The organism is Vibrio sp. 10N.247.311.13, from assembly GCF_041467595.1.
Lineage (GTDB): Bacteria > Pseudomonadota > Gammaproteobacteria > Enterobacterales > Vibrionaceae > Vibrio > Vibrio crassostreae_C.
This window is the reverse complement of the sequence record NZ_JBFSUX010000001.1, coordinates 212,199-235,797: the sequence shown is the minus strand read 5'-3', so window position 1 is coordinate 235,797 and position 23,599 is coordinate 212,199. Positions and strand designations below refer to the sequence as shown.

The window sequence follows — 23,599 nt, the reverse complement described above, 5'->3', positions numbered from 1 at the left end:
CTCGCTACTCGCTACTCGCTACTCGCTACTCGCTACTCGCTACTCGCTACTCGCTACTCGCTTAGTGCGGATCTTCCGACCAACCATCGCTATCTGACATATCTGGTGCGCCAGCGATGCTGTTCTCTTCGTCTGCCCATTCACCGAAATCAATCATCTGACATTGCTTGCTGCAAAACGGGCGGTGCGGGCTTTGTTCGCCCCATTCAACGTCAGCATTACATTGAGGGCATTTAACGATGGTGATTTTCTTCGACATAGTGATTCTTAATTTGAAGGTGTAATAATAGTGAGTTTAGGCTCGAGTGAGGACTCAAGCCAAACTATAAAAGGAAATTAATTAGGTGCAGATTGCCAATTCAAATTCGATGTCTTGAGTACAGGCTTGCCCAGTTTCAAAGCTCATGAACTTAACAGCAAAGCGGTTCTTGTGACCGGAGATCATCGGGTAGGCACCGTATTGCATCGGAATAGAAAGACGAAGGATATTCGCTTCATCTGCATCGCTCTGGAAGAAGCCAGCACGAGCGATTTGCTCTTTGAAGTGACCCGTTTCTCTGGTGAGCTTCAACCACAGTGTTAGCGCTTCATACAGAGGCTGTAAGCTGTCCATCCAAGCTTTAGCATCTCGCATTCTCTTATCAAGAGGAAGGTGCAGCCAATAATGCAGTGCCGGTAAATCAAAGCAGCATGAGCCACCTGGAAGATTAAAGCGCTGGCGAATCGCACTCAGGAAGCGGTCTTCTTTAAGTGATTGGCCAAAACGTTCTGCCTGCATCAGATCACGATAGATGTTACCAATGTCATTAAGTAGTGATGTCAGCATCTCTTGATCGACACCTTCAACATCCAACCAGCTTTTGTAGGTTACACGTTGCTTCTCAATATCTTTTGCGAGTTCGCTCTTGAGTTGGATCTGTTCGAAGATTTCAATCAGATCAAAGATGGAACGGAAAAAGAGTTGATACTGTTGAGCATCGGAAAATGTAGAAGACAAGTGTAGCTGCCTCAAGAGCGATTCAACTCTTAAGTAGATTCTTGTTTTCTCATTTAGAGGATGTTCAAATTTATGGGTGATCATCGAGCAAACCTTCATTCAACATTGTTCTATTCTGACCCATCTACAGCACTGATTGCCAGATACTTTTGATGTAAATCTGTGATTTGAGGCAAAAGTTCTTGGTTTTTAGTATGGTTTTTAATCACGTCATCTGCAACTGCTAAGCGTTGTTCTCTTGAAGCCTGTGATTTTAAAATTGATGCAACCTGTTCCTTCGAAACATTGTCACGACTCATTGTGCGTTCTATTTGCACTTCTGTAGGCACATCAACGATTAAAACGCGATCGGCCATGCCTTGCATTTGGTTTTCCACCAATAGCGGTGCAACTAATAAACCATACGGGGATGTGATTTTAGACAGGTCACTGTCAATTTTGTCACGGATCATGGGATGAAGAAGATCATTGAGCCACTGCTTCTCTTTAGGATCAGAGAAGATCAGCTCACGCAGTCGACTTCGGTTGAGAGTTCCATCTTCAAGCAAGATAGACTCACCAAAGTGTTCTGTAATCTGTTTTAAACCGTCACTGCCCAGCGCAACCACTTCACGTGCCACGATATCAGCATCAACAATATCAATATTAAAATGCTCATTGAACAGGTTAGCGACCGTGGTTTTGCCACTGGCGATACCGCCGCTTAATCCGATAATGATTGCCATGGTTAAATTCCTAGTACAGAAGTGAAATACCAACCCATGATGTCGTTACCCCACATCAAGCTTACCCAACCCGCAATCGCAAGGTAGGGCCCAAATGGAAAGGCTTTATCTATGCCTTGCTGTTTCAAGCGAAGTTGAATCAAACCAAACACAAGGCCAACAAGCGAAGATAAAAGGATGATCATCGGTAGGTGCTGCCAACCAAGCCATGCGCCAAGCGCAGCCAGGAGTTTGAAGTCACCGTAACCCATGCCTTCTTTGCCTGTCAGTAGTTTGAACAACCAATAAACAGACCACAGAGCCAGGTAGCCAGCCATTGCGCCAACCACAGAATCTTGCAGCGATACTGGGCTGATATTAAACAATGCTAAAGCGATACCGGACCATACTAAAGGCAAGGTGATTTGATCGGGTAACAGCATGGTATCGAGATCGATAAAGGTCGCGGTAATCAGTGCGAAGGTGAAAAAAATCAAAGCAATGGCGTAGTAACTGAAACCAAAGTGGCTAGCAACCATTGTGCAAAGTATTGCGGTAAGCAGTTCGACCAAAGGGTAGCGAGCACTGATTGGATTAGCACAGCTATGGCACTTACCCTTTAAGAACAACCAGCTTAAGACTGGGATATTGTCGACGATTCTTAATTGGGTTTTGCACTTCGGGCAGGTAGAGCGAGGAATGCTGAGGTTGAACTTTCCCTCTGGCGCTGGAATTTTATATTGAGAGAAATATTCCGAGCACTCTTGTTGCCATTCACGCTCCATCATAATTGGCAAACGGTGTATGACTACGTTGAGGAAGCTGCCGATAAGAAGGCTAAAAATGAAAGCTAATACGGGGAATAGCCAAGGATAGTAGTGAAATACTTCCATAGTGTCCTTTACCACTTAATCAAGGTGAGCAGAGATTGTTGCTCATGGGTGTTTAGTTGCTTTTAACTATCCTAACACACTCATAAGATTAAAGATCGGTAAGTACATCGCAACCACAAGCCCGCCAACAACTGTCCCTAAAAATACGATGATCAGTGGCTCTAGAATCTTGCCTAAATTGTCGACGGTGTTGTCGACTTCAAACTCGTAAATGGAGGCTACTTTATTGAGCATATCATCAAGGTTTCCTGACTCTTCACCGATCATCACCATCTGTAACACCATTTCAGGAAAGGCGTTGGTATTGCGCATTGCGATATACATTGGCATGCCAGCAGCCGTTTCTCGGTGAACCTCAATGATGGCCGATTCATAATGCAGGTTGCCTGCGGTTTTGGCTGTGGTTTTAAGGCTCATTAAAATCGGAATGCCAGAACTAAAGCTGGTTGATAAGGTTCGGCTGAATTTGGCAATAGAGGCTTTGGCTAATACGCCACCAAGAACAGGAAAGCGTAATCCTAGCCGACTAACAGACAGTTTGATCGAGTAGGAACGCTGACACAGTTGGTAAATAATCAGGACAACAAGCCCTATGCCTACGGCAGTATAAAAGCTGTAAGCCTGCATCCAATGGGAAAGGTAGAGTACTTGTTGAGTGAACCAAGGCAGGTCGGCGCCAAAGCCGGAAAACATCGACTCAAACTCTGGAATCACCATGGTCAGCATTAAGTAGGAAACGGTAAGGGCGACCGCTACAACCATTGCTGGGTAGATGAGAGCCTTTATAACCTTGGATTTTAGTTGCTCACTCTTTTCACGATAGGTCGCCAAGCGTTCAAATACTTGTGCAAGGTTACCGGAGAGCTCGCCTGTCGCGACCAAATCAGTGTATAGGTCATCAAAGTGACGACTTGCGGTTCGCATCGCTTTTGAGATTGGCGTTCCGGCTTCTACACCTTTGCAGATATGCGATAGAATCGATTTCATTTCAGCTTTGCGGTGATTGTCTGACACCAACTTGATGGCTTGCACGATCGGCACACCAGTCGCCAACATGGTAGCCAGTTGGCGAGTTAAAATAGTGATGTCTTTGGCTTTGACTCTATGGGTTAAACGAGTGACGGCTGAAATACTCTTCTTTTTGATTTTCTTAATCTGAATATGCTGTTCTTTGAGCTTTTCTCGTACTTCCAACTCGGTGAGCGCTAAGGTCTGCCCAGACACTTTTTTGCCTGAGCTGTTAATGCCTTTCCAGTGATAGCTTTTTAATTGTGATTGTTTGGACTTGCTACTCATTGGTGCTCCATTGGTTTATATGTACAGAACACGTTGCAGTTCTTGATAGCTGGTGGTGCCTTCAAGCAACTTATCTAACCCTGACTCTTGCAGAGTTCTCATGCCTTCTCGACGTGCCAAGTTTTCAATGGCTAACGCGTTCGGTTTGTCGATCAGGCTGCTTTTCAGTTGTTCGCTAAACGGCATCACTTCATAGATACCCACTCGCCCCGAATAACCCTGATTACACTCATTGCAACCTTGAGGACTCGCTTTGTAGATGGTTTGGCTGTTAGGAATCGAGTGACGCAGAAATATGCCTGGTGAATCGTCAGTTTCTTTGCAGTGGTTGCACAATCGTCTTGCCAGTCGTTGGGCGATAATCAAACTCAATGATGAAGCGAGGTTAAAGGGTTCTATCCCCATATGAGCGAGTCGAGTGACGGTTTCTGCGGCGGAATTAGTGTGCAGTGTCGAAAGCACTAAGTGACCGGTTTGCGATGCTTTGATCGCGATTTCTGCGGTTTCCAAGTCGCGGATCTCTCCAACCATCACAACATCAGGATCTTGTCGTAAAAATGATCGCAGTGCTTCAGCAAACCCAAAGCCGATCTTAGGTGTTACTTGTACTTGGTTGATACCACACAGGTTAATTTCCACCGGATCTTCGGCTGTTGAGATGTTGCGTTCCGTAGTGTTGAGCACGCGAAGGCCAGTATAAAGGGAGACGGTTTTTCCGCTGCCGGTTGGGCCTGTCATTAAGATCATACCTTGTGGGCGTTTCAGGGCATCGAGGTAGAGTGCTTTTTGATCTTCGGTGTAACCTAACTTATCGATATCTAGATTGGCCGCACTACTATCAAGCAGTCGAAGAACGATCTTTTCACCCCACAAGGTCGGCAAAGTTGATACACGCATATCTATCGCGAGTTCGTCGTTCAAGCGTAACTTAATACGACCGTCTTGAGGTAAGCGACGTTCAGCGATATCAAGCTTGGCGAGGATCTTTAAGCGAGCTGATAGACGACGACTTAAGTGAGAGGCGGGTTGTTGGATCTCGACAAGGATGCCATCACAACGCAGTCGTACTCGGTAGCGCTCTTCATAAGGTTCGAAGTGGATATCTGATGCACCTTTACGCACCGCATCGACCAGTATCTGATTGATAAAGCGGCTGACAGGGGAATCGTCTTGGCTGAGATCTTCAATCGACGCTATCTCATCGTCAGACACCTCAACAAGATTGGCGAGTTCATCTTGAGTGATCTCTTTGCGTTTGGAATCTTGCCCTGAAATAGAACGGCCATACAGCTTGCGTATAGCGCCTTCTAATTCGGAGTAGTTGGCGACAACCAATTCGATCTGTAATCCGGTTGCGAATCGAAAGTCATCTTCCGCTTGCAAGTCGGTAGGGTCAGCTGAAGCCAGCGTGAGAGTAGAGTTAGAGACTGAAATTGGTATCGCACGATACTTGGTTATCAGTTCACGAAGCCCTAATTGATCACATAAGACTTCATAATCAACATTGGTAAGTTGTACTAACGGTAAACCGAAGATGGTTTTAATGTTGTTTGCTAAGGAATCACCGCTGAACAAATCTAGAACGAGCAAAGCTTCAGGTGTCGAAATACCTGAAGCTTGTACATGTTCCGCCACGGCTTGTTCTTGAGTCAGGCTGAGTAAGTCGGCCTGACGTAGAACGGTTGGGAGGTTGGTTAGCACTTATGAGCAGCCATTTATTGTGATAGTCGATTCGGAGTTTTCACAAGTCCAAGTACCATTAGCATCTCGTTGAAGTGTTATAGAAGCACCGCTAGCAACGCCTTCGTTGATTGTGGCAATAATAGAGCCAGATGTTGACCCTGATGCAGCACTTACATCTAGACTACCGATACTAAAACTATCCGAAATTGCTGATGGGAAAGAACCATTAAATGCAATTTCATCCTCGATTATTGTTTTAAAAGCAGAAGATGTTGCTAGTGCTGCCCCTAGAGCTCCTTTTTTTACATAGTCTTGATATGCAGGTACCGCAATTGCAGACAATACTCCAATCACGGCCACTACAATCATCAATTCAATCAGCGTAAAGCCTTTTTGGTTCGTTCTTTTGTTCTTGTTATTCATTGTCTAATTCCATTCTTTAGTTTGTTTCAGTGCAGGCACTGGTTGATGGAAAGAATAGAAGTTGAGATGGGGTAGTGGAATGGTGTTCAGGCGAGGTCGCGAGTGGTTTGGTGTTTATTGGTGTAGTGTTTCATATAGCAGGCAAAATTATGCGATCAGCTTAAATAACTGCTTGAAATACTGATAATTCAGGCAATAAACAAGGCACCGTTATAAACAGTGCCTTCACATAAATTATTTATTATTCAGTCAATTATGCTTTGAATCTCATGGATAGATCCATTGCTTTTAGGTGCTTGGTTAAAGCGCCTACTGAGATGTAGTCGACACCCGTTTCAGCGAACTCAGCGATGGTGTCTAACGTCACGTTGCCAGAGTTTTCTAGTGCAGCACGGCCAGCGTTGATCTTCACAGCTTCACGCATCATGTCAGTAGTGAAGTTGTCTAGCATGATGATGTCTGCGCCCGCGTTGATAGCTTGCTCTAGCTCTTCTAGGCTTTCGGTTTCCACTTCTACTGGCTTACCTGGGTTAAGCTCTTTTGCTGTTGAGATAGCTTTTTCAATACCGCCACATGCGATGATGTGGTTTTCTTTGATTAGGTAGGCATCGAAAACACCGATACGGTGGTTGAAACCGCCGCCACAAGCGACTGCGTATTTTAGTGCGCTGCGCAGGCCAGGTATCGTTTTACGAGTATCTAACAGGCGGCACTCTGTGTGTTTGATTTTGTCCGCGTAGGTAGCCGTCGTAGTCGCACAACCAGATAGCGTTTGAATGAAGTTCATTGCGTTGCGCTCACCCGTTAATAGCGCGCGTGCTGGACCTGTTAAGGTACAAAGTGTTTGGTTTGGTTCAACCTTGTCGCCATCTTCTACATTCCACTCGATAGTCACTTCACCGCCCAGTTGCTTAAACACTTCATCAGCCCAAGCTTTACCACAGAACACACCGTGCTCACGAGTAATGATGGTTGCGCTGTTGATTGCGTCTGCTGGGATTAGACTTGCTGTGATGTCAGCCGCTGGATCTAACGTGCCACCTAGGTCTTCTTTGATAGTCTCGGCTACTGCACGAGTGATCTCTAGAGGCAGTTGCTCTTTTAAGTAGTCAAGGCGTTGGTGGCTGTTATGTGTGTTTTTCATCGCAAATCTAATCTTGAAAGGGAGTGGGAATGGAATGATACTCTTGCTTAACTTCAAATTAAAGAGGCTAGCGCGACTGCTCTATGGGCAAGGTCACATCTTATTGTGCTAGCAGAAAAGAAAGTGAGACCAAGATGACGATCAGCTCCAACGGATGGTACGACAACGCTCGGCATGTTCCTTCCCCGTATTTTGATGCAAGGCCTAGTGCCGACGATATCTCTCTGCTGGTGGTTCACAACATTAGCTTGCCTCCGGGTCAATTTGGTGGGCCTTACATTGAACAGTTTTTTACGGGAAAACTTGACCCTGTCGAACATCCGTTTTTTAAGGTGATTCACCAAATGGGCGTTTCGGCGCATTGCTTGATTCGTCGTGATGGGGAAGTGGTGCAGTTCGTCTCTTTCTTAGACCGAGCTTGGCATGCGGGTCAATCGAGCTTCGCTGGCCGTGAAAGATGTAATGACTACTCTATTGGTATTGAACTGGAAGGCAGTGACTTTGTTGCTTATACCGAGCAGCAATACCAATCTTTGGCTCAATTAACGGAGACATTGGTGTCGAACTTCCCGCAGATTACGCGTCAGCGTATCACTGGCCATCAATACATCGCTCCGCTACGAAAGACTGACCCCGGTTTGGTTTTTGATTGGAAGAAATATCAAGGCCAACTGAGTTTCTAAATCCGAATTCACAACAAGACTCTGCTCATTGAAGGGCTCTAGATAATCAACGATGAGCATAATTGTTTGTGAATTTTTGTTGTGCTTTTGTAAAGGAAGTGGTCGGACGGGGAGCATCAATAAATTGAGAGTGTGACGAACTTATCAAACACTCATTTATTAAAACTTATGAACAGAATTTCCACCCTAAATGTGCGCTTGGTTCGATTTTTAAACGAGTGACACTAATCTTTCTGAAACAATTCATTTTTATCCTGAAACTTTCTAGCACGAACACTCCCCAAAAGTATTACCCCTGTAAATGGTAAGACCAATTTGGTTGCTGTTTTAAATTTCATTTGTTAAATCATGGTTAATTCACGCTGTATTCTATGATGCAGGTCAATTTTAGGCTGGACAGTGTCGTTTTAATTATGTTAATTTCTGCCCAACTTAAAATTGGTATTACCAATTGTCAGCGAAGAAAAAGAAGAACAACAAACTATGGCTTATCAAAGGATTCGTCAGCCAAAACTCTCCGATGTTATCGAACAAGAGTTAGAAAGGTTGATAGTGGAAGGAACACTGGCTCCAGGGCAGCAGCTGCCGCCTGAGCGCGAACTGGCGAAACAGTTCGATGTGTCTCGTCCTTCGATCCGAGAAGCGATACAACGTTTAGAAGCAAAACGCTTGCTTACTCGCCGTCAAGGTGGAGGTACGTTTGTTAGCGAAAATATCTGGAAAAGCTTTTCAGATCCTTTGCTTAATTTGTTGTCGTCCCATTCTGAAACCCAACTAGACTTGTTGGAATCGCGTCATGCGATGGAAGGGATTTCGGCTTACTTCGCGGCATTGCGTGGCACTGATGAAGACTTTGCTCGTATTCAAGCCTGCCAAGAAAAAATTCACGGCGCGCAAGAAAAGGGTGATATTGAAGCCGAATCTGCAGCGGTGATGGCTTTTCTTATTGCTTTAACAGAGGCAGCGCACAATGTGGTGTTATTGCACATTGTTCGTAGCTTGGCTCCGTTACTCGAACAAAACGTCTTAGAGAATTTAAAGCTGTTGCATCGTCGTAAAGACGTTGTGGAGAAAGTGAGTATACATCGAGCTAACATTGTAGATGCGATTGTTTCAGGGCAGCCAGAACAGGCACGTGAAATGTCACACTCTCATTTAGCTTACATCGAAGAAACATTGCTGGATTTGACGAAGGAAGAGTCGCGCCGCGAACGTTCTCTACGTCGAATTCAACAGGGTAAATAGCCGTAATACTTCGGCTTTTTACGTGTTTAGTAGAATCCAACTAACAAAAAGGATAGATCGCCATGTCTGACATGAAGCATGACGTTGATGCTCTGGAAACTCAAGATTGGTTAGAAGCTCTTGAGTCAGTAGTACGTGAAGAAGGTGTAGAACGTGCACAGTTTTTACTAGAACAAGTTCTAGATAAAGCACGTTTAGATGGTGTTGATATGGCTACAGGCATCAACACAAACTACATCAACACAATTCCAGCAGCACAAGAGCCAGCTTACCCTGGTGACGTAACTCTTGAGCGTCGTATTCGTTCGATTATTCGCTGGAACGCAATCATGATCGTATTGCGTGCTTCTAAGAAAGACCTAGACCTTGGTGGTCACATGGCTTCTTACCAGTCAGCAGCAGCGTTCTACGAAGTATGTTTCAACCACTTCTTCCGTGCTCCAAACGAGACAGACGGTGGCGATCTAGTTTACTACCAAGGTCACATCTCTCCAGGTATCTACTCTCGTGCATTCGTTGAAGGTCGTCTAACTGAAGAACAGCTAGATAACTTCCGTCAAGAAGTTGATGGTAAAGGTATCCCTTCTTACCCGCACCCGAAACTGATGCCTGAGTTCTGGCAGTTCCCGACAGTATCTATGGGTCTTGGCCCTATCTCTGCTATCTACCAAGCGCGCTTCCTTAAGTACCTTGACGGCCGTGGCCTGAAAGAAACTTCAGCGCAACGCGTATACGCGTTCCTAGGTGACGGTGAGATGGATGAGCCAGAATCACGTGGTGCTATCTCTTTCGCTGCGCGTGAGAAGCTAGACAACCTATGTTTCCTAATCAACTGTAACCTACAGCGTCTAGACGGCCCTGTAATGGGTAACGGTAGCATCATCCAAGAACTTGAAGGCCTATTCAAAGGTGCAGGTTGGAACGTTGTTAAAGTTATCTGGGGTAGCAACTGGGATTCTCTACTAGCTAAAGACACTACTGGTAAGCTTCTTCAACTAATGAACGAAACTATCGATGGTGACTACCAAACATTCAAATCTAAAGATGGCGCATACGTACGTGAGCACTTCTTTGGTAAGTACCCAGAAACAGCTGCACTAGTTGCAGACATGACTGATGACGAAATCTTCGCTCTTAAGCGTGGTGGTCACGATTCTTCTAAACTGTTTGCTGCATTCAACAATGCTAAAGAGACAAACGGTAAGCCGACTGTAATCCTAGCTAAGACTGTTAAAGGTTACGGCATGGGTGATGCAGCTGAAGGTAAGAACATTGCACACGGTGTTAAGAAAATGGACATGACTCATGTTCAACACCTACGTGATCGCCTAGGCCTAGAAGACATCCTTTCAGATGAGAAGATCGCTGAACTTCCTTACCTGAAATTGGAAGAAGGTACGCCTGAGTACGAATACATGCACGCTCGTCGTAACGCTCTACACGGTTACACACCTGCACGTCTGCCTAAATTTACTCAAGAATTCAAAGTTCCTGAGCTAGACGCATTCGCACCTCTACTAGGTGAACAGAAGCGTGATATCTCTACAACTATGGCTTATGTACGTACGCTAAACATCCTTCTTAAAGATAAGAACATTGGTAAGAACATCGTTCCTATCATCTGTGATGAAGCTCGTACATTTGGTATGGAAGGTCTATTCCGTCAGGTTGGTATCTACAACCCACACGGTCAAGAATACACACCTGAAGATAAAGGCATCGTTTCTTACTACAAAGAAGCAACGTCTGGTCAAGTTCTTCAAGAAGGTATCAACGAACTAGGTTCTATGGCTTCATGGGTTGCTGCTGCAACTTCATACAGCACAAACGATCTACCGATGATCCCGTTCTACATCTACTACTCAATGTTCGGTTTCCAACGTATTGGTGACATGGCATGGCTAGCAGGCGACCAACAAGCTCGTGGCTTCCTACTAGGTGCTACTGCAGGTCGTACAACACTGAACGGTGAAGGTCTACAGCACGAAGATGGTCACTCGCACATCCAAGCGAACACTATCCCTAACTGTATCTCTTACGACCCAACGTTCGCTTACGAGCTAGCGGTAATCATGCAAGACGGTATCCGTCGCATGTACGGTCCTGAGCAAGAGAACGTTTACTACTACCTAACAGTAATGAACGAGAACTACGCAATGCCAGCAATGCCAGAAGGCGCTGAAGAAGGCATCCGTAAAGGTATCTACAAGCTTGAATCTCACGCTGGTGCTAAGGGCAAAGTTCAACTAATGAGCTCTGGTACTATCATGAACGAAGCGCGTAAAGCGGCTGAAATTCTAAGCGAAGAGTACGGCGTAGCATCTGACGTATTCTCAGTAACGTCGTTCAACGAACTAACTCGTGACGGCCAAGCGGTAGAGCGTGACAACATGCTTCACCCAGAAGCTGAAGAGAAAGTACCGTACATCACGACTGTTCTTGGTAAAGAACCTGCAATCGCAGTGACTGACTACATGAAGAACTACGCTGAGCAAGTACGTGCGTACATGCCAACTGAGTCTTACAAAGTACTTGGTACAGATGGTTTCGGCCGTTCTGACAGCCGTGCAAACCTACGTCGTCACTTCGAAGTTAACGCTGGCTACATCGTAGTTGCAGCTCTAACTGAACTGGCTAAACGTGGTGACATCGAGAAATCTGTAGTTGTTGAAGCAATTGCTAAATTCGATATCGACACTGAAAAAACTAACCCGCAATACGCATAAGACTGGCATTAAGGTAGGTAAATACAATGACAATCGAAATTAATGTACCAGACATCGGTGCTGACGAGGTTGAAGTAACTGAGATTCTTGTAAACGTTGGCGACAAGGTTGAAGAAGAGCAGTCACTGATCACTGTTGAAGGCGACAAAGCTTCAATGGAAGTTCCTGCGTCTCAAGCGGGTATCGTTAAAGAAATCAAAGTAGCAGAAGGCGATTCTGTTTCTACTGGTTCTCTTATCATGATCTTTGAAGAGGCAGGCTCTCCTGCGGAAGGTGCTGCAGCAGCACCGGCTGCTCCAGCAGTTGAAGCGGCGGCACCAGTTGCAGCTGCTCCTGCAGCGGCAGCTGAGCTTAAAGAAGTTCACGTTCCTGACATCGGCGGTGATGAAGTTGAAGTAACTGAAATCATGGTTGCTATCGGTGACGCAGTAGAAGAAGAGCAATCTCTTCTTACTGTTGAAGGTGACAAGGCTTCAATGGAAGTTCCTGCACCATTCGCTGGTATCGTTAAAGAAATCAAGATCGCTTCTGGTGACTCAGTATCGACTGGTTCTCTAGTAATGATTTTCTCTGTAGAAACAGGTGAAGTAGCGGGCTCTGGCGCTCCAGTTGCAGCAGCTCCTGCTCCAGCGGCAGCACCAGTTGCAGCTGCTCCAGCAGCATCTGCTGAGAAAGAAGTAAACGTTCCTGATATCGGTGGTGACGAAGTAGAAGTTACTGAAATCATGGTAGCGGTTGGCGATACAGTAGAAGAAGAGCAATCTCTAATTACTGTTGAAGGCGACAAAGCTTCAATGGAAGTTCCTGCACCATTCGCTGGTACAGTAAAAGAAATCAAGATTGCAGCTGGCGACAAAGTGTCAACTGGCTCTCTAATCATGACTTTCGTCGTGGCCGGCACTCCGGTTGAAGGCGCAGCTCCTGCTCCTGTTGCAGCACCTGCACAAGCAGCAGCTCCAGCGGCGGCACCTGCTCCTAAAGCAGAAGCACCTGCAGCGGCTCCAGCAGCAGCTGGCGACTTCCAAGAGAACGGTGACTACGCGCACGCTTCTCCAGTAGTTCGTCGTCTAGCTCGTGAATTTGGCGTTAACCTTTCTAAGGTTAAAGGTACTGGTCGTAAGAGCCGTATCCTTAAAGAAGACGTTCAGTCTTACGTTAAAGATGCACTTAAGCGTCTTGAGTCTGGTGCAGCTGCATCTGGCAAAGGCGGCGACGGTTCTGCTCTTGGTCTACTACCATGGCCAAAAGTTGACTTCAGCAAGTTCGGCGAAACTGAAGTTCAGAAGCTTTCTAAGATTAAGAAGATCTCTGGCGCTAACCTGCACCGTAACTGGGTAATGATCCCTCACGTTACACAATGGGACAACGCAGACATCACTGAGCTAGAAGCATTCCGTAAAGAACAGAACGCAATCGAAGCGAAGAAAGACACTGGCATGAAGATCACTCCACTTGTGTTCATCATGAAAGCTGTCGCTAAAGCGCTAGAAGCATTCCCAGCGTTTAACTCTTCTCTTTCTGAAGATGGCGAAAGCATCATTCTTAAGAAGTACGTAAACGTGGGTATCGCTGTTGATACACCAAACGGTCTAGTTGTTCCTGTCTTCAAAGACGTGAACAAGAAAGGCATTTACGAGCTATCAGAAGAGCTAATGGCTGTTTCTAAGAAAGCACGTTCTGGTAAGCTAACAGCGGCAGACATGCAAGGCGGTTGTTTCACAATCTCTAGCCTTGGTGGTATTGGCGGTACTGCATTTACTCCAATCGTAAATGCTCCAGAAGTAGGTATCCTAGGTGTATCTAAGTCTGAAATTAAGCCAGTTTGGAATGGTAAAGAGTTCCAACCACGTCTACAGCTTCCACTGTCTCTATCATACGACCACCGTGTGATCGATGGTGCTGAAGGTGCACGCTTCATTACTTTCCTAAACAGCGCACTATCTGACATTCGTCGTCTAGTACTGTAATTGAGAAAGTAATTATTAAGGTGACTTTCGGGTCACCTTAATTCTTTATATAAAGACTATTTTTAGACAACAGTTTCCTGCATTTCTCATAATCTGATGGGGAATTGTTGTCTAGCTCACAGGCTAACTTAAAGCTACTTTCACACTGTTAACATCTCTGTAAAATGTTTCCTGTTTGAAAGCCCAATAATTTTAAGAACATCTACTCAGCCTGTTAGGGATAATGACTACAAGAGGTCACAATGAGCAAAGAAATTAAAGCCCAAGTTGTTGTACTTGGTTCAGGTCCTGCTGGTTACTCAGCGGCATTCCGTTGTGCGGATTTAGGTCTAGAAACAGTACTAGTTGAACGTTACAGCACTCTTGGTGGTGTATGTCTAAACGTTGGTTGTATTCCATCAAAAGCACTTCTTCACGTTTCTAAAGTAATCGAAGAAGCTAAAGCGATGGCAGAGCACGGCGTTGTATTCGGCGAGCCACAAACGGACATCAACAAGATCCGTATCTGGAAAGAAAAAGTAGTTGATCAACTAACTGGCGGTCTTGGCGGTATGGCTAAGATGCGTAACGTTACTGTTGTTAACGGTTTCGGTAAGTTCACTGGTCCTAACAGCATTCTTGTTGAAGGCGAAGGCGAAGCAACAACTGTTAACTTCGACAACGCAATCATTGCTGCGGGTTCTCGCCCAATCAAACTTCCTTTCATTCCACATGAAGACCCACGTATTTGGGATTCTACGGATGCACTTGAGCTGAAAGAAGTTCCTGAAAAACTGCTTATCATGGGCGGTGGTATCATCGGTCTTGAAATGGGTACGGTTTACCACTCTCTAGGTTCTAAAGTAGACGTAGTTGAGATGTTCGACCAAGTTATCCCTGCTGCGGATAAAGACATCGTTAAAGTCTTCACTAAGCGTATCAAGAACAAGTTCAAGCTAATGCTTGAGACTAAAGTAACTGCAGTTGAAGCGAAAGAAGACGGTATCTACGTTTCAATGGAAGGCAAGAAAGCACCAGCTGAAGCTGAGCGCTACGATGCTGTTCTTGTTGCTATCGGTCGTGTTCCAAACGGTGCACTTATCGACGCTGAAAAAGCAGGTATCGAAGTTGACGAGCGTGGCTTCATCAACGTTGATAAGCAAATGCGTACAAACGTTCCTCACATCCACGCGATCGGTGACGTTGTTGGTCAACCAATGCTTGCTCACAAAGGTGTGCATGAAGGTCACGTAGCTGCTGAAGTTATCTCTGGTAAGAAGCACTACTTCGACCCTAAAGTAATCCCATCAATTGCGTACACTGAGCCGGAAGTTGCTTGGGTAGGTAAGACTGAGAAAGAAGCGAAAGCGGAAGGCCTAAACTACGAAGTGGCGACTTTCCCTTGGGCTGCTTCTGGTCGTGCAATCGCTTCTGACTGTGCAGATGGTATGACTAAGATGATCTTCGATAAAGATACTCATCGCGTAATCGGTGGTGCTGTTGTTGGTACTAACGGTGGTGAGCTTCTTGGTGAAATCGGCCTAGCAATCGAAATGGGTTGTGACGCAGAAGATATCGCTCTTACTATCCACGCTCACCCAACTCTACACGAGTCTGTTGGTCTTGCTGCGGAAGTATTCGAAGGTTCAATCACTGACCTTCCAAACAAGAAAGCAGTGAAAAAGAAGAAGTAATTCTCCTTTAGCCACTCGCTAATGTTTTTAAAAACCGCTGATTCGTCAGCGGTTTTTTTATGTCTGAGGTAAAGAGCAGTAACGTTTCACTTCGAGATGCGAGTACGCTGCGCTCCGGGATACGAAGAGCGAGTGCTAAAAACAAAAAAGGATTGACGCAATACGCCAATCCCTAAGTTTTTTTCGAAGACCGAATTTCAAATCTATTTATAAATGCACAGCATGTTCAAATAGCTATCCGTTAAGCTTGAAAGCTCTTCTGGCGTTTCTACACGTTTCGCTTGGATGAATAGCGAGTAGCAAATGCCGTGGAATAGATTGGCTAGATGTTTAGGGTCGTGATCGTCACAGACTTCGCTGCGTTCAATCGCTTTGCTAAACATGTTTTGTACTAACATTTGGTTAGTACGGTTCGTTGTTACGAATAGCGGCCATACTTCATCACGAGTCGAAGCGCTCCATTCGAACCATACATTTAACCAATGGCTATCTTGAGCCACTAACGTCACCATTTCAGTCGCAATATTATGTAGGTTTTGTTTTGCGTGAATATCCAGATCGATATTGTCTGAAAGGAAGTTAGAGAATTGGCGTACAACGTGATTTAGTACTTCATCAACCAGATCTTCACGGGTTGGGAAGTAGTTAAATACCGTTGCGACAGACACCTGAGCGATGTCTGCAATATCAGCGTGTCCACCACGACCGATGCCGCGGCGAGAGAATACCTCAAGAGCGATTTCCATCAATTGAAGTTTTCTTTTTAAAGGTGAAAGCCTAGTTCTAGGTCTCTTAGATATTGAGTCCATTTTATTTTCCTTGCCAACGAAATTTTTATATTAATGATTTTATTATTATTTAAGCCAAGATGAGTGTAATGGTGCATATGCGAATGGTCAATCCTTTGAGCTTATTTAATAGACAGTTACATCAAACTTGATACATAAAGCGTGATCCACATTGATGTGAAAGGAGGCGACTATCAGACAAGGCACAAGTGCACATTTCATTGATAATCTCACAGTAAATTGGAACCATAAGGTGGTGTGGGTATTTGAGCAGTGCTAGACTTACGCACAAATTGAGCGGCACCCATGGCATAACTGTCTACACTTGTCGCAATCACCAAACAAAATGAGAGCAGTATGAAGCATACAGTTGAAGTCATGATCTCTGAGCAAGAAGTTCAGGATCGAGTGAACGAACTAGGCAAACAGATCACGGAACACTACCAAGGCAGTGAAGATCTGGTTTTAGTTGGCTTATTACGTGGATCGTTTGTCTTTATGGCGGATCTTGCTCGTGCTATCGATTTAACTCACCAAGTTGATTTCATGACTGCGTCTAGCTACGGCAACAGCATGGAAAGCTCACGTGATGTTCGTATTTTGAAAGACCTAGATGACGACATCCAAGGTAAAGACGTTCTACTTGTAGAGGATATTATCGATACAGGTAACACGCTGACTAAAGTAAAAGAGATTCTGAGCCTACGTGGTCCTAAGTCTATCGAAATTTGTACGCTATTAGACAAGCCTTCTCGCCGTGAAGTGACTGTCGATACAAAATGGATTGGTTTTGAGATCCCAGACGAGTTTGTTGTTGGTGTTGGTATCGACTACGCACAAAAATATCGTCACCTACCGTACATCGGTAAGGTAGTACCTCAAGAGTAATCATTACGCTTGTGGTTTAGAAGTCATTAAAAAGCCCGCTTGATGCGGGCTTTTTGTATATATGACGGAATGGGTTAGCTTTGTTGACTAAGAAGAGGCGTCGTTAAGATCTTGTTTAATGCATCTAAGTGACTGTTCTCTAAAGTATCGTTACTTGAGCAACGTACGCCAAGGTCCTGTAGCTTGCCATCGCCAATACCATAAACCACACCATGGATTTCAACGTCTTGGCCACGCTCCCACGCATTTTGCATAATGGTTGAGTTACCTAGGTTATAAACCTGTTCTGCGACGTTAATTTCGCATAACTTGTCACCCCATTGCTCACGAGGAAGCCCCTCGATTTGCTTGCGGTATTTTAGGTAATTGTCACGGATGTGCAGTAACCAGTTGTTGATAAGACCAAGTTTAGGGTTATCAATCGCCGCGTTAACACCGCCACAACCGTAGTGACCACAGACAATAATGTGTTTCACTTTAAGCACATCTACTGCGTACTGAACAACAGATAGACAGTTTAGGTCTGTATGAACCACTTGGTTGGCCACGTTTCGGTGAACAAACAGTTCTCCAGAATATAAGCCAGTCAGGCGCTCGGCTGGAACTCGGCTATCTGAACAACCTATCCATAGAAAACCAGGGCTTTGACCCTCTTCAAGCGTTGTAAAATACTCAGGTCGTTGAGATCGAATTTCTTCTGACCATTTAGAGTTGTTTTCAAAAAGCTGTTTAATCTCTGGCATTTTGCGTCTTACATCCCTTAATTAAGAATCTCAACTATACACAATGTTACAAATTCAATCTCGTAAAAACTGTGTCAAATAGTACTCATCTGACGTGTACTCGTCGTTAAAATCATTAACTTAGCGTAGAAGCTATGATCCGGTTATAAGACATGAATAATGTGATTGAATTAACACTTTCTGAACACTTGATACATTTGTTAAAGTGATAAGGTTTGTCATTTCATCATCAGGAAGGTGTGTTTTGTTTGGAAGTCGTTTTACGGATATCAATCTCAAAGGGGACATGTTTGGTGGTGTTACTACAGCCATCATCTCATTACCTTTAGCATTGGCATTTGGTGTTGCTTCTGGCGCGGGAGCTGAAGCTGGCTTGTGGGGCGCCATTATGGTTGGCCTATTTGCAGCATTGTTTGGCGGTTCGAGTAGTTTGATTTCTGAACCTACCGGCCCGATGACGGTGATCATGACTGCCGTAATGACGAGTATGGTTGCTAAATATCCTGAAACGGGTATGGCAATGACCTTTACTGTCGTGATGATGGCCGGTGCATTCCAGATATTACTTGGTACGTTAAAGCTAGGAAAATACGTCACTTTGATGCCATATAGCGTGATCTCCGGATTCATGTCGGGCATTGGCGTTATTCTGATTATCTTGCAGCTGTCTCCATTGTTAGGGCATGCCGCTCCATCCGGTGGTGTAATGGGCACGCTCTCTGCTTTACCTGATACGCTAGCAAACTTAAAAGTGAGTGAGCTATTTCTAGGTGCTCTGACACTCGGTATTCTTTTTGGCTTCCCCGCTAAGTATCGTAAGTATGTGCCTGCTCAACTGGTCGCGTTAGTGGCTGTAACGCTCTTGTCCGTCATTATTTTTGATACCGACTCTATTCGCCGTATTGGTGAAATCCCAGCTGGTTTACCTTCCCTCGTTATCCCTACGATCAGCGCTGAACAGTTCACGACTATGGTTATCGATGCCTTGGTGCTTGGTACATTAGGTTGTATTGATACGCTTTTGACCGCGGTTATCGGAGATTCATTGACTCGTAAAGAGCATGACTCAGACAAAGAGCTTCGTGGCCAAGGCATTGCCAATATGATCTCTGGCCTGTTTGGTGCACTACCTGGCGCGGGTGCCACTATGGGGACTGTAACCAATATTCAGGTGGGAGCGCGTTCTCCGCTTTCAGGTGTTATTCGAGCTTTAGTACTTGCGCTCGTGGTATTGGTTGCAGGTGGTTTAACAGAACCGATTCCTATGGCAGTGCTGGCTGGTATCGCGATGTATGTTGGTTTCAATATCCTAGATTGGAGCTTTATCCAGCGCGCGCACAAGGTTAGCTATGCCGGCATGGGCGTGATGTACGGCGTGATGCTATTGACTGTGTTTGTTGACTTGATTATTGCCGTTGGACTGGGTGTGTTTATCTCGAATATTCTGATTATTGAAAGATTAAGCCGAGAGCAAGCCAGACAAGTTAAGGCGATCAGTGATGGTGATGATGAAGACGATATCCCATTGACTGATAGCGAACGTCAGTTACTCGATAGTGCCAATGGTAAGGTGCTATTCTTCTACCTATCAGGGCCGATGATATTCAGCGTTTCAAAGGCGATTTCACGTCAGCACTCAAGTATCTCTGACTATGAAGCGATGATTCTAGACCTGACAGATGTACCTATGATTGATGTCACTGTTGGCCTAGCGCTAGAGAATGCGATTAAAGATGCATTGGATGCGCAGTGTGAGGTGTATCTGCTGTGTCCTAATGAGAATACTCGTCAACAACTAGAGAAGTTCCACGTGATTGACCTAGTACCTGAATCCAACACTTATCGATTCAGATATGAAGCCCTGACGGCAGCAACAAGCTATGTCGACAGAGATGAGCATCAATTTGAGTCAGTTTAATTTTTCAGTAATAAGCTGATATGAATGACCTGATATGAATAAGCCATAGACGCTCACTTCAAGACTGATCATTAATGCCGTTAAGTGAATCACTTAGCGGCATTTTTATATTTATTGAACGTTGATTTAGTCTTCACGTAGCCAAGACGCTTATTTGTTTTCGAAAGAAACTCTCACACGATATTTGTATTCATCGTCAATCAACGATAAACTTGTTCGCAAAATGGCCGAGTAAACAAATCTTGGGTTAGCTTTCAGCTAGTTCGTTTTAAGCATTACTCTCTTCCTCAAGCTCGGCCGTCTACATCTTATCTATAGCAAATGGCAGTCTATCTCTATGTATGCATTAGAAATTGAGCAATTAAGAAAAACTTATGCTGGGGGCTTCGAGGCTCTTAAGGGCGTTAGTTTACAAGTAGAAAAAGGCGACTTTTACGCACTACTTGGTCCCAATGGTGCGGGTAAATCAACCACCATTGGTGTTATCTCTTCACTGGTAAATAAAACGTCAGGCAAGGTTAAAGTGTTCGGCTACGACATTGATACCGATCTGGAATTGGCGAAGCAGAACTTAGGCCTTGTGCCTCAAGAGTTTAACTTTAACCCGTTTGAAACCGTTGAACAGATCGTGCTGCAACAAGCGGGTTATTACGGCGTGCCAAAAGCATTAGCGAAAGAGCGAGCGAAAAAGTACCTATCTCAACTCGATCTGTGGGAAAAGCGTGGCGAACGCGCGCGTAACTTGTCTGGTGGTATGAAGCGTCGTTTGATGATCGCGCGTGCATTGATGCATGAACCTCATTTGTTGATCCTTGATGAACCGACAGCAGGCGTTGATATTGAACTACGTCGTTCAATGTGGGAATTCCTAAAAGAGATCAATGAGAAGCAGGGCATTACCATTATCTTGACCACGCACTACCTAGAAGAAGCAGAAATGCTGTGTCGCAACATTGGTATCATCAATCGCGGTGAGCTGATTGAGAACACAACAATGAAAGCGCTGTTGGGCAAATTGAGTGCTGAGACCTTTATTCTGGATCTGGAAGAGGGCACGACTGAACCTAAGCTTGAAGGCGTGAATAGCCAAGTGATGGTCAATGGCTCGCTAGAAATCGAAATCGACAAGAACCTAGGTTTGAATACCATCTTTGCTCAATTGAGCGAGCAACAGGTTAAAGTCCTCTCTATGCGTAACAAAGCAAACCGTCTAGAAGAGCTATTTGTGAGTATCGTCCGTGAGGGGAGTAAATAATATGTACAGCCTATATTGGACCGCTTTCTGCAGTTTGTTGACCAAAGAGATCAATCGCTTTACTCGTATCTGGGTGCAGACTCTGGTGCCGCCAGCGATTACCATGACGCTTTACTTCATCATCTTCGGTAACCTGATTGGTGCGCGTATTGGTGAAATGAACGGCTTTAGCTACATGGAATACATTGTTCCAGGTCTGATCATGATGTCGGTGATCACCAACTCATATTCCAACGTTGCTTCATCGTTCTTTAGTGCCAAGTTCCAGAAGAACATTGAAGAGCTGCTTGTAGCGCCTGTTCCTAACTACGTGATTATCGCCGGCTTCGTAATGGGTGGTGTGGTTCGTGGCTTGTTAGTGGGTACCATAGTAACCTTCGTGTCGTTGTTCTTTGTCGACTTACAAGTTGACCATTGGGGCGTGATCATTGCGACGGTATTTTTAACGTCGGTAGTATTCGCTTTGGGTGGCTTGATTAACGCGGTATTCGCACGCACGTTTGATGATATCTCTATTATCCCAACCTTTATCTTAACGCCGCTGACGTACCTTGGTGGTGTGTTCTACTCGATCAGTCTATTGCCTGAATTCTGGCAAGGTGTATCGAAGTTGAACCCTATCGTGTACATGGTTAACGCGTTCAGATATGGCTTCTTGGGTGTGTCTGATGTGGGGATCGTGACGTCGTTTGGCGTACTAGGTGTGTTTATCGTGCTGTTGTATGGCATTGCACACTACCTAGTGACAAAGGGTATTGGCTTACGTAGCTAACCTTTGGTTCATCTAAGTAACAGGTAAAGAAAAAGGTCGATATAACATCGACCTTTTTTTGTTTTGCGTTAAGAGCAGAAGCCGACTATTCAGTCGTTTCTTCTTTCACTTCTTCTTTGGTTTCCGTTACCAAATCGAGAACTTGGTTATCGATAAGACGCGTCTTACCTAGGAAAGCCGACATTAGAATCACTGCTTGAGTTGATTCTGAAGTGATCGCTTGCAGAGTTTTAGCATCACAAATGAAGATTTCGTCAGGTTGAAGATCTGCAGCGCGTAGCTGGTCAGTAGCATCTTCAATCACTGATGCGTAATCATCGCGACCACCACGAATAGCGCTGCTGATCCAGCGCATAGTACGCGCTAAAACGGGCGCTCGTTGGCGCTCGTCAATCGTTAGGTTGCTATTGCGAGAGCTCATTGCCAAACCATCCATTTCACGAACGGTCGCAACGCCGACAACTTCAATGTCTAATGCTAAATCAGTGGTCATCTGGCGAATAACAGCAAGTTGCTGAAAGTCTTTCTCGCCGAAGCATGCAAAGTCTGGCTGAACGATATTAAACAGTTTAGTGACAATGGTTGATACACCACGGAAGTGACCTGGACGAGAGGCACCTTCAAGCATGTGAGATATGCCAGGGACCTCAACAAACGTCTGCTTGTCTAATCCATCTGGGTACATCACCTCTGGCGTTGGTGTAAATACTAGCTCAACCCCTTCACCTGTTAGTTTGCTTAAATCTGCTTCTAACGTTCGAGGGTAGTTGTTTAGGTCGTCTGCACGGTCAAACTGCATTGGGTTTACAAAGATGCTTACCACAACGATGTCGGCCAGTTCACGAGCTTTCTTTACCAGAGTCAGGTGGCCTTCATGCAGGTTTCCCATTGTCGGTACAAAAGCAACCGTACGTCCATCACGCTTAAACTGTTTAATCTGCTCACGAAGAGCCGCTATTTCAGCAAAAGTTTGCATACTTACTCCTAAGCGATTGTATGAGCTTCATCAGGGAAGCGCGCGCTCTCTACTTCTTCTTTGTATAGAGCTACTGCCTTACGCATATCACCTGTTTCTGCTAGGAAGTTCTTAGAGAACTTCGGCATGTAGTTCGCAGAAATACCGAACATGTCATGCATAACCAAGATCTGACCATCGGTAACATTACCTGCGCCGATACCGATAACCGGTACGTCACAAGCTTCTGTAATTCGTTTTGCCAATGAAGCTGGCACACATTCAAGTAGAACGATTTGAGCGCCTGCGTTTTGCAGTGCTAACGCGTCAGCAACCATTTTGTCGGCTTGCTCGTCGTCACGACCTTGAATCTTGTAACCACCAAAGATGTTCACAGATTGAGGCGTTAAGCCTAAGTGCGCACATACTGGTACTGCGCGTTCTGTTAGCATTTTCACAGTATCAACCAACCAGCTTCCGCCTTCGATTTTTACCATGTTCGCGCCAGCACGCATCAAGGTAGCTGCGCTCTCACAAGCTTGTTCTGGCGTTGCGTAGCTCATGAAAGGCATGTCAGCCATAAGAAGACAGTTCGGGCTACCAGCACGCACTGAGCGAGTATGGTAAGCAATGTCTTCAACAGTTACTGGTAATGTATCGTTATGGCCTTGTAAAACCATACCCAGTGAATCACCGACAAGCAGAACTGGCATTTCTTGGCTTTCGAATAATTGAGCAAAGCTCGCATCATAAGCTGTCGAAGTCGCGAATTTACGGCCTTCACGTTTGCATTTGATCAGGTCGTTAATGGTTACTTTTTTCATTGGTTTTCCTTAATGCGCTTGG

At 45.1% G+C, this 23,599-nt stretch carries 21 protein-coding genes; 9 read left to right on the top strand and 12 right to left on the bottom strand.

Annotation, left to right across the window (positions count from 1 at the left end):
• Positions 1-61 precede the first annotated feature (61 nt).
• The 8 genes from yacG to nadC form a co-directional block, all read right to left on the bottom strand.
• A complete protein-coding gene (yacG, locus tag AB6E52_RS00990) occupies positions 62-259 on the bottom strand; it encodes a DNA gyrase inhibitor YacG (RefSeq protein WP_004735515.1) in 198 nt (65 codons plus the stop codon).
• 81 nt (positions 260-340) lie between these two features.
• Positions 341-1,081 (bottom strand): cell division protein ZapD, encoded by a 741-nt coding sequence (zapD, locus tag AB6E52_RS00985; protein WP_017063237.1) that lies wholly within the window; start codon positions 1,079-1,081, stop codon positions 341-343.
• Positions 1,082-1,107: 26 nt separating this feature from the next.
• Positions 1,108-1,722, bottom strand: coding sequence for a dephospho-CoA kinase (coaE, locus tag AB6E52_RS00980; RefSeq protein ID WP_102319881.1), 615 nt, complete (start codon positions 1,720-1,722; stop codon positions 1,108-1,110).
• Between the two features lie 2 nt (positions 1,723-1,724).
• Positions 1,725-2,594 (bottom strand): A24 family peptidase, encoded by an 870-nt coding sequence (locus AB6E52_RS00975; RefSeq protein ID WP_017058945.1) that lies wholly within the window; start codon positions 2,592-2,594, stop codon positions 1,725-1,727.
• Positions 2,595-2,660: 66 nt separating this feature from the next.
• Positions 2,661-3,890, bottom strand: a complete 1,230-nt coding sequence (locus AB6E52_RS00970; protein WP_102319882.1) for a type II secretion system F family protein — start codon at positions 3,888-3,890, stop codon at positions 2,661-2,663.
• A 15-nt stretch (positions 3,891-3,905) separates the two neighbouring features.
• Complete coding sequence (gene pilB, locus AB6E52_RS00965; RefSeq protein ID WP_102319883.1) at positions 3,906-5,591, bottom strand: type IV-A pilus assembly ATPase PilB; 1,686 nt, start codon at positions 5,589-5,591, stop codon at positions 3,906-3,908.
• Positions 5,592-5,996: a pilin gene (locus AB6E52_RS00960; RefSeq protein WP_102319884.1), complete on the bottom strand. Its 405-nt coding sequence runs from the start codon at positions 5,994-5,996 to the stop codon at positions 5,592-5,594. It abuts the gene before it with no gap.
• A gap of 253 nt (positions 5,997-6,249) precedes the next feature.
• A complete protein-coding gene (nadC, locus tag AB6E52_RS00955) occupies positions 6,250-7,140 on the bottom strand; it encodes a carboxylating nicotinate-nucleotide diphosphorylase (RefSeq protein ID WP_102319885.1) in 891 nt (296 codons plus the stop codon).
• 83 nt (positions 7,141-7,223) lie between these two features.
• Here nadC and ampD point away from each other — a divergent pair, with 83 nt between their 5' ends.
• The 5 genes from ampD to lpdA all read left to right on the top strand — a co-directional run bounded on the left by ampD (position 7,224) and on the right by lpdA (position 15,434).
• Entirely contained in the window at positions 7,224-7,823 is a 600-nt protein-coding gene (gene ampD, locus AB6E52_RS00950; protein WP_017068879.1) for a 1,6-anhydro-N-acetylmuramyl-L-alanine amidase AmpD, read from the top strand.
• Between the two features lie 483 nt (positions 7,824-8,306).
• Positions 8,307-9,068 carry a pyruvate dehydrogenase complex transcriptional repressor PdhR gene (gene pdhR, locus AB6E52_RS00945; RefSeq protein WP_017059443.1) on the top strand — a complete coding sequence of 254 codons (762 nt, stop codon included), beginning with the start codon at positions 8,307-8,309 and terminating at the stop codon, positions 9,066-9,068.
• Positions 9,069-9,130: 62 nt separating this feature from the next.
• The gene (gene aceE, locus AB6E52_RS00940; RefSeq protein WP_017059442.1) at positions 9,131-11,794 is read left to right on the top strand and encodes a pyruvate dehydrogenase (acetyl-transferring), homodimeric type; all 2,664 of its coding nucleotides are present in this window, start codon (positions 9,131-9,133) and stop codon (positions 11,792-11,794) included.
• A gap of 26 nt (positions 11,795-11,820) precedes the next feature.
• A complete protein-coding gene (gene aceF / locus AB6E52_RS00935) occupies positions 11,821-13,761 on the top strand; it encodes a pyruvate dehydrogenase complex dihydrolipoyllysine-residue acetyltransferase (protein WP_102319886.1) in 1,941 nt (646 codons plus the stop codon).
• A 242-nt stretch (positions 13,762-14,003) separates the two neighbouring features.
• Positions 14,004-15,434 carry a dihydrolipoyl dehydrogenase gene (lpdA, locus tag AB6E52_RS00930; protein WP_102319887.1) on the top strand — a complete coding sequence of 477 codons (1,431 nt, stop codon included), beginning with the start codon at positions 14,004-14,006 and terminating at the stop codon, positions 15,432-15,434.
• 203 nt (positions 15,435-15,637) lie between these two features.
• Here lpdA and AB6E52_RS00925 read toward each other — a convergent pair whose 3' ends face one another.
• Complete coding sequence (locus tag AB6E52_RS00925; protein ID WP_102319888.1) at positions 15,638-16,243, bottom strand: LuxR/HapR/OpaR family quorum-sensing transcriptional regulator; 606 nt, start codon at positions 16,241-16,243, stop codon at positions 15,638-15,640.
• Positions 16,244-16,579: 336 nt separating this feature from the next.
• Here AB6E52_RS00925 and hpt point away from each other — a divergent pair, with 336 nt between their 5' ends.
• Positions 16,580-17,110, top strand: coding sequence for a hypoxanthine phosphoribosyltransferase (gene hpt, locus AB6E52_RS00920; protein ID WP_102319889.1), 531 nt, complete (start codon positions 16,580-16,582; stop codon positions 17,108-17,110).
• A 74-nt stretch (positions 17,111-17,184) separates the two neighbouring features.
• Here hpt and can read toward each other — a convergent pair whose 3' ends face one another.
• Positions 17,185-17,853: a carbonate dehydratase gene (gene can, locus AB6E52_RS00915; protein ID WP_017059437.1), complete on the bottom strand. Its 669-nt coding sequence runs from the start codon at positions 17,851-17,853 to the stop codon at positions 17,185-17,187.
• 286 nt (positions 17,854-18,139) lie between these two features.
• Here can and AB6E52_RS00910 point away from each other — a divergent pair, with 286 nt between their 5' ends.
• The 3 genes from AB6E52_RS00910 (at position 18,140) to AB6E52_RS00900 (ending at position 21,798) form a co-directional block, all read left to right on the top strand.
• Complete coding sequence (locus AB6E52_RS00910; protein ID WP_017063247.1) at positions 18,140-19,771, top strand: SulP family inorganic anion transporter; 1,632 nt, start codon at positions 18,140-18,142, stop codon at positions 19,769-19,771.
• 337 nt (positions 19,772-20,108) lie between these two features.
• A complete protein-coding gene (locus AB6E52_RS00905) occupies positions 20,109-21,026 on the top strand; it encodes an ABC transporter ATP-binding protein (protein ID WP_017059435.1) in 918 nt (305 codons plus the stop codon).
• 1 nt (position 21,027) lies between these two features.
• Entirely contained in the window at positions 21,028-21,798 is a 771-nt protein-coding gene (locus tag AB6E52_RS00900) for an ABC transporter permease (RefSeq protein ID WP_010435987.1), read from the top strand.
• Positions 21,799-21,883: 85 nt separating this feature from the next.
• Here AB6E52_RS00900 and panC read toward each other — a convergent pair whose 3' ends face one another.
• On the bottom strand, positions 21,884-22,774 hold the full coding sequence (panC, locus tag AB6E52_RS00895; protein ID WP_017059434.1) for a pantoate--beta-alanine ligase: 891 nt from the start codon (positions 22,772-22,774) through the stop codon (positions 21,884-21,886).
• Positions 22,775-22,782: 8 nt separating this feature from the next.
• The gene (gene panB / locus AB6E52_RS00890) at positions 22,783-23,577 is read right to left on the bottom strand and encodes a 3-methyl-2-oxobutanoate hydroxymethyltransferase (protein ID WP_017059433.1); all 795 of its coding nucleotides are present in this window, start codon (positions 23,575-23,577) and stop codon (positions 22,783-22,785) included.
• Between the last annotated feature and the right edge of the window lie 22 nt (positions 23,578-23,599).